A 7,832-nucleotide genomic window follows, 5' to 3' on the forward strand; every position below is an offset into this window, starting at 1 on the left:
ATACCAATCTGCTTATATATGGGGTCTATTTAACGTTAAGAAAATTACGCTAAAACTAGGCAAAAATTCTTGTATCTAGTTGTTCTAAATAAAAAATTTTTAACGACGTTATAGTGCAATTTAATTAGTTAAATTGATCAAAGATTTATGCAGTTTAGTATAAGCCCTCAAATTGATAAAACATTGATGCGGACCGGTATTAAGCTATTTCTTGATTAATTAGATCAAACCAATGCTATAAAAGTTAAATAACTGCCAAAGATAGACTCCCTACCCAAGATTCACATTACCCATACAAATTAAGTTACAATTGTCAGCTTTATCAAAAGCACTTAAAGGTTATACTTTAATCATTAACGAATAATAAGGAATGAGGTTATGTCTGGAACTACGATGATTGTACTTATTGTGCTAATTTCGGTTGGCTCAGGAGTGGTTTACGATATGTATAAAAAGCATCTTGAGTTTAAGCATAAAATGCAAAATAACAACAGCGATGCCCATAAACAATTAGCTGAAACAAACGCACAAGTGCTTGCATTAAAAGAGCGTGTACAAACACTTGAGGCTATTGTTACTGATTCAAGCTTTAACGTTAAAGATGAAATTAATAAGCTTTAAGTTGTTATAAATAATCAGGATATAAGTGCGCGTTTTCTGGCTGCTCTATGCCGTGAGCAGCTAAAAACCCGCCAATAGCTTGCCCGCAGCCTTGTGGTGCTCGCCCACTGTCTATTTCAAAGTTTAACTGATTAGCATGTTGCTTACCCATAGAGCAAAGCCCGACCGTACTTGGCGAGCGCATTGCAATACTTAGCTTACCAATTTGTGCTACTGCCACATTTTTACTAAAACGTGTAAATCCTTGGTATTTGAATTGCTCGCTTACATAATCATTACTCGTATTTACTAAAGCAGAAATAAAACCATGTAAAAAGCTATTAGCTGATGCATCGCTTGTTAAAAAAGCCAACGTTTTGTTATTAAACTCACTTAATTGGCAATTACTGCATTGCAACTCAACAGTGAACAAGTGCTGTTCAGCTGTAACTGCTTGATGACTTTTAAGCTCAATGGCTGCATCCGCAAATACAACATGCTTAATAATATTATTAATGCTGACTTCATTGCTGTTTGCAATAACTAACTCAGGGTTTTGCGCCATTACCGGTAAGTCGTGATGATTATTAAAAGGCGTGCTTATTGAACCATCTTGAATAAGCTGAAATAGCTCTCGTACTTCGTGTTCACGTGCTATTTTTAGTGCTAAAAATGCAGTTTGAATAAGCTCAGAAGTCGGTAAGTTTTCTTCTACAATCCAGCGTCTACCAAATAAAAGTTTTTTGGCTTTACTTTCGTTATGAGAATCATTTTTTTGATAATTGTCAGGGCTGAGAACAGCTACTTGCAGATAAATTTCTTCACCTTTTTGTGCAGCAAGCACTCTAAAATGAGCTGAAAACTCAATACTCTCGAGCACTTTATTCACGCTATTTAACGTATGTTTGTAGCGTAAAAAATGCTGGGGAACTACCCAGCTATTATTAGCTAATTGCACAAGCGGTGCGTAAGAGATTGGCTGCTCATAGCTGTGTTGCCATTTTTGTTCGTTACTAAATAACGTATTAAGGTGACTATTTTTATCTGACATAAATAAACCAAATAAACCTGCACTAGGCAAGATATTAACTGTAACCATATTACGTCTTCAATGTCGTAATTAGATCACACGTGCGCCTCAATTTTAGGCTTTTTTAACTATCGATGAGTCCTTGATAGTCCGTTATAACTTTTTGATAGTAAAGAGCATCTTTATTAAGCATTTTAGTATAATGATTTAGCAACTGCTGCTTGTAGGCTTTATGCACTGCGTTATCATATTGCCACATCATATCACCCGTTTTGCTAAGTGTAGTGTTGCTATTAAAACTAACTTCAATTACTTCGTAAAAACGCTTGTTATCTACAATTATTTGCTCGCTAAGCAAGCCTAACCCTAATAAATCAAGACCCGTTCTTAATGTATAAGTATGCTGTACCGGGCATAAAATAAAACGTACATTTTGTATTATGTGCATACTATTATTAGCCACTACTTGCTGCAGAAGCTTTAGCAGTAACTCACCACCGACACCTGCAATAACAACAACTTGCTTAGTATCACTGGTTAATTTGATAGTACCTACATCTTTGCACAACACTTGCCATTGATCGTTGTTTGAATGCATGCTTTGAGCACTACTTACTCTTAAAAGTAGTAACTCTAAATTTGCCATTAAATCAGGCACTATATCAACAAAAATGACTTTATTAGCTGCGTTTCGTTTTAGTAGCGCTAAGCCCAAATAACCATGATCGCAACAGCAATCCCAAATTATATCTTCAGGCTCGGTAATTAACGCATCTATAGCCGCTAAACGTTTGCTCAGTTTCATTTAAGCAGGTGTTTGTGACGTTTTATAGACAAGCGCCTTTAAACTTCTGTCGCTGTCCACTTCAATAAAGCGTGCTGTAGGTGATAAACGTTCAACAAATCCAATAGCGCCTTGCGTATGCTCTGTAATAAGTGCTTTAAATGCGTCCTCGCTCAACTCTGGGCTATTGGCGCAAAGTAGCAGCTTTGTTGTATCACTTAGTAATTCTGGTAGCCTGCGTAACACTTTTTGATAGTCTTTCGTTAAAATAAAACTCCCCTTTTGAAAACTTGGCGGATCAACAATAATTAAGTCAAACGGGGCTGCTTTTTTTAATTTTCCAAACGACTTTAAAATATCATGTGGTAAAAAACTGACGCCTTTGTCAAAACCATTTAATTGATGGTTTTGCTTACCAACCTTAAGTACGCCTTTACTCATGTCCATATTCATTACATGGTCTGCACCACCTTGCATGGCCGCAAGCGAAAACCCACACGTATACGAAAATAAGTTAAGTACTTTGCCGTGCTTACTGTTCGCCATTACAAATTCACGGCCACTGCGCATATCTGGAAATATTCCGGTATTTTGACGGCTTTGTAAATCCACTAAAAAACGAATGCCGTTTTCGGTTACAACATGCGGGTTAGGTAATTGCCCGTAAACCACGGTGTTTTGGCTTTGTACACCAGCACGTTGCTGGTACACAAGTGATGTAATAAGCTCAGGCTGATTTGCTTGCGCCCACTGCCACACAATATCAGTGAGCTCACTTAGTGTTTGCTCGTCAATTTCGTCGTACGAAACCAAAAACAAACTTGGCGGATAAAAGTCTAAATTAATATGACTTAACGCCTCAACACTATGGCCTCGGCCATGAAAAACACGGCACAGTTCATTTTTTAAAATTGGCGCGTCTTCAAGCGCAGTAATAATAGGTGTAAAGTTTGCTGTCATTGTTAATTAATCAACTGTTGTTGTAGTTCATGTATTTCGTCGCGAACGGAGCCCGCTTTTTCAAATTCTAAATCGCTTGCGTATGCATGCATTTTGGTTTCAAGCTGCTTAATTTGTACTGAAATTTCTTTCGCACTAAGTACCTTTTTAGAGTCTTTACGAACAAGTCTAAGGTTATCCTTAGGCCCAGCTTCTTCACCTATATCCATCGCATCAAGAATCTTTTTGGCTAACGAATGCGGTTCAATACCGTGTTCAATATTATAAGCATGCTGAATTTCGCGTCTGCGCGCTGTTTCGTCCATGGCCTTAGCCATCGATTTTGTAATTTTATCACCGTATAAAATTGCGCGACCATCTAAGTGACGAGCAGCACGACCAATGGTTTGAATAATTGAACGTGCAGAGCGTAAAAAGCCTTCTTTGTCTGCATCAAGTATCGCTACTAGCGCCACTTCTGGCATATCCAGACCCTCTCGAAGTAAGTTAATACCCACCAACACATCAAATACTCCCGCACGTAAATCGCGAATAATTTCGACTCGTTCAACTGTATCTATGTCAGAATGCAAGTAACGTACTTTTACACCATGCTCACTTAAATAGTCGGTTAAATCCTCCGACATACGCTTGGTTAATGTGGTGACCAGTACCCGCTCGCCCTTCTCCACACTTTTATAAATTTCTGATAGGAGGTCATCAACCTGATCCCCCACTGGGCGTACTTCTATGAGTGGATCAAGCAAACCTGTAGGTCGAATTACTTGCTCTGCTATTTCACCTACGCAGCGCTCTAATTCAAAGTCGCCTGGCGTTGCCGATACATAAATAGTTTGCGGTGCTATGGCTTCAAACTCTTCAAAACGTAGCGGTCTGTTATCCATTGCTGAGGGCATTCTAAAACCATATTCAACAAGATTTTCTTTACGGCTTCTGTCGCCTTTATACATAGCGCCAATTTGCGATACGGTTACGTGCGATTCATCAATAATCATTAATGCGTCGTCTGGTAAGTAATCAAGTAATGTTGGCGGCGGATCGCCAGGCGTACGACCTGATAAATAACGGCTGTAGTTTTCTATCCCAGAGCAATAACCTAGCTCCCGCATCATTTCTATATCATATTGCGTACGCTGTGTTACGCGTTGCTCTTCTACTAATTTATTGGCACTGAGTAACTGGGCTCGTCGCTCTTTGAGTTCTTCTTGTATTTTATCGATAGCACCGAGTATTTTTTCACGCGGGGTAACATAGTGTGTTTTTGGATAGATAGTGGTGCGTATTATATACTTTTCGACGGCGCCAGTAAGCGGGTCAAAAATACTCAAGCGCTCTATTTCATCATCAAACATTTCTACGCGAATTGCGAAGGTGCTAGATTCTGCCGGAAATATATCAACCACTTCACCGCGTACACGGTAAGTACCACGGCTAAAATCTATGTCGTTGCGGGTATATTGTATTTCGGCAAGACGGCGCAGCATGTCGCGTTGATCTACTTTTTCGCCCACTTTTAAAAGCAGCATCATTTTCATGTATGACTTAGGGTCACCCAAACCATAAATAGCCGATACTGATGCCACAATAATGGTGTCGCGGCGCTCAAGCAGTGCTTTGGTGGCACTTAAACGCATTTGCTCGATGTGTTCGTTAATAGACGCGTCTTTTTCGATGAATGTATCGCTTGACACAACATACGCTTCTGGTTGGTAGTAATCGTAATACGATACAAAATATTCAACGGCGTTTTTAGGAAAAAATTCTTTCATCTCACCGTATAACTGTGCGGCTAGTGTTTTATTATGCGCCATTATTATTGTCGGACGATTTAGGTCGTTAATAATATTAGCCATAGTAAAGGTTTTACCTGTACCTGTAGCACCGAGTAAATTTTGGTGCGCAAGTCCAGCTTCTAATCCCTCGCACAGCTGTTTAATAGCCGTGGGCTGATCGCCCGCTGGCTTAAAGTGTGATTTTAGTTGGAAATGATCGCTCAATTAGTGCACTCCTTTAACGATTGACGGCTCAAAGCTTCAAGCTCTTTTACAAACCACTTATAAGATACTAATGCGGTAAATAAATTACCCAACCCGGCACCAATAAATAGGCCAGTTAAACCAGCAAGTTCATTGCCTATATAAGCAAATGGTAAGTAGAAAACGAATAAACGAATAGCACTTAAAAATAATGCATTCATTGGTTTGTGTAATGCATTAAACGAAGAATTAGATAATATGATCACTCCTTGCAAGCCATAGCTTAATGGAATGGTATAGATAAAGAGTTTTATAACATCTATAACCGCTTGCTCTTTACCAAACATTTGGCTAATAAAGCCAGAAAGGGCAATTAAGATAATATAAATGACGAATTGCCAAATCATTACAAACTTTAAAGTACCAATGTAGGCCTCTTTTACTCTGCATAACTTACCTGCCCCAAAGTTCTGACTCACAAACGGCGGGAGTGTCATCGACAAAGCAAGTACAAGGATACTGGCTATAGACTCAATCCTGCTGCCAACACCAAATGCAGCAACGGCTTCTGGACCATGATGAGCAACCATAGCAGTCATTACAGCCATTGCAACTGGGGTCAACATGTTTGCCCCTGCGGCAGGTAAACCTATTTTTAACATTTTACGAATAGCGCCGATCACTGTTTGAGAACCTGCTTTTAAACTCAACAATCGTTTTTTTACTATCAGTACATATAAAATAATAACGACTGCAACCCCCCATGCAATTACACTCGCAATGGCCGCGCCTTGGATACCCATTGCTGGAATAGGCCCAAATCCAAAAATAAGAAGGGGATCGAGTACTGCGTTTATAAGCCCTGCTCCGCCCATCACAATACTTGGCGTTTTAGTATCGCCACTGGCACGTAATACCGAATTACCAATCATTGGCGTAATTAAAAATACACTACCAATAAACCACACATTCATGTATTCATGTATCAAAGGAAGTACTTGCTGGCCTGCGCCTAATAACGTAAAAATGGGATCGATTAGCAAATACCCAATAAACGATAAAATAAGCACTAAAACAAACGCCACTAGTATAGAAATACTTGCATCAAAGCGCGCTTCATCTATTTTATTACTGCCAAGCGCTTTACCGATTACCGCAGAGGTGCCTATCCCTAATCCAATTGCCAAACTAATAACCGTAAACGTAACAGGAAACGTAAAGCTCACGGCAGCAAGTGGGTCTGTACCTAATAAACTAATAAAGAATGTATCAACAATATTAAACATCATCAAAGTGATCATGCCAAAAATCATCGGAATGGTCATTTTTTTAAGTGTTGCAGGAATTGGATCATTTAGTAAATCAGGGCGAGTCTGAGTTTTTGAAATTGCGCGCATGGTATAAATTAGCCTCTTTTACTGAGCTGATCATTTTAAAGCATCAAGGCAATTCAAGCCACGGATTTATCAATAGATTTGTAGTAGCCGCTTAAGTAAGGATTTTAAAAAACAGTTAATGTGGATTTTTACGTATTTTTGTTAAAATAGAGCCTTAACAGCCTAAAAAACAATTAAAACACATTTTCGTTACTTTTATTACAAACAGCCACTTATTACTGATGCTTTTTCGCACAAAGCAATGCTTTGATTTATCGTGACGAATAATTTCTTTCATCAGGTTCCCTGATACAAACCAAAAAGATTAACCTATTGTTTTTTATAGATATAAAAATAATGATTTAAAAGCTTGAAATCGGTGTAGCACCCTACAGCTCTAGTGCCGCTAATGTTCTTCAGGTTTCATAAACAGAGTTATCCACAGAAACCGTGGATAACTCATTCAAAGCCGCATTTATAAAGGCTTTCACAGAACCAAACTCTTTAGTTAGTCTTTACCAACATCAGATGTTCTATTAATGCCATTTTTACAATTTCAACAAAAAAACACATTCACCAGTAAAACCGTCTCTATTATCACTTGTGTTAGGCTAAATAAATTTTGTATAAGTATACCGCAAGTTATTGATTGTATTATTTTTGAACTATTCATTCGCTATCTTTAACGTGCGTATAAAATGAGAACTGTTTTACGTAAAAATTAATTTATTTTAAATTGTACTTAAAACCAGATTTACAAAAACCTGCTCATTTAAAAAGAACAAAGACTATTTTTATAAAAAGAATGAAACCTTCTTTTTATGTTTTTTAGCTGACTTTCGTTAACTAAGTACTTAAAAGCTGTATTTTATTTACTCAATGAACACTATAAATTAAATAAAAAAGCAATTTACATCGTGTTCTAGCACCTAAAATTTCTGGAAAAAAATCTAAATAAAGCCAGAAAACACGCAGATTGAGTATAAAAACAACGAATAAACCTCTTTTTTCAATTTATGATCTTTTATATGTTGACAGTTTGCGGTGAGGTCATTAATATTTCGCCCCGTTGAAAGGCAAGACGCTTCCCCCTTAGCTCAGTTGGT

6 protein-coding genes are annotated in these 7,832 nt (G+C 38.0%); 1 reads left to right on the top strand and 5 read right to left on the bottom strand.

Translation table 11 applies throughout. The annotated features are described in order from the left end of the window. The first annotated feature begins 378 nt into the window (after nt 1-378). A complete protein-coding gene (locus tag CWB66_RS12005; RefSeq protein WP_010553668.1) occupies nt 379-621 on the top strand; it encodes a hypothetical protein in 243 nt (80 codons plus the stop codon). Nucleotides 622-625: 4 nt separating this feature from the next. Here CWB66_RS12005 and CWB66_RS12010 read toward each other — a convergent pair whose 3' ends face one another. The 5 genes from CWB66_RS12010 to CWB66_RS12030 all read right to left on the bottom strand — a co-directional run bounded on the left by CWB66_RS12010 (nt 626) and on the right by CWB66_RS12030 (nt 6,747). Beyond that, the gene (locus CWB66_RS12010; protein WP_138585563.1) at nt 626-1,651 is read right to left on the bottom strand and encodes a hypothetical protein; all 1,026 of its coding nucleotides are present in this window, start codon (nt 1,649-1,651) and stop codon (nt 626-628) included. Between the two features lie 103 nt (nt 1,652-1,754). Then, nucleotides 1,755-2,435, bottom strand: coding sequence for a tRNA (adenine(22)-N(1))-methyltransferase TrmK (locus CWB66_RS12015; protein ID WP_138585559.1), 681 nt, complete (start codon nt 2,433-2,435; stop codon nt 1,755-1,757). Next, entirely contained in the window at nt 2,436-3,374 is a 939-nt protein-coding gene (locus CWB66_RS12020; RefSeq protein WP_138585560.1) for a class I SAM-dependent methyltransferase, read from the bottom strand. A gap of 2 nt (nt 3,375-3,376) precedes the next feature. Further along, on the bottom strand, nt 3,377-5,371 hold the full coding sequence (gene uvrB, locus CWB66_RS12025) for an excinuclease ABC subunit UvrB (RefSeq protein WP_138585561.1): 1,995 nt from the start codon (nt 5,369-5,371) through the stop codon (nt 3,377-3,379). Next, on the bottom strand, nt 5,368-6,747 hold the full coding sequence (locus CWB66_RS12030) for an MATE family efflux transporter (protein WP_138585562.1): 1,380 nt from the start codon (nt 6,745-6,747) through the stop codon (nt 5,368-5,370). Before CWB66_RS12030 ends, uvrB begins: the two co-directional genes overlap by 4 nt. Nucleotides 6,748-7,832 lie beyond the last annotated feature (1,085 nt).

It is taken from the genome of Pseudoalteromonas sp. S558 (genome assembly GCF_005886635.1).
Classification (GTDB): domain Bacteria; phylum Pseudomonadota; class Gammaproteobacteria; order Enterobacterales; family Alteromonadaceae; genus Pseudoalteromonas; species Pseudoalteromonas aliena.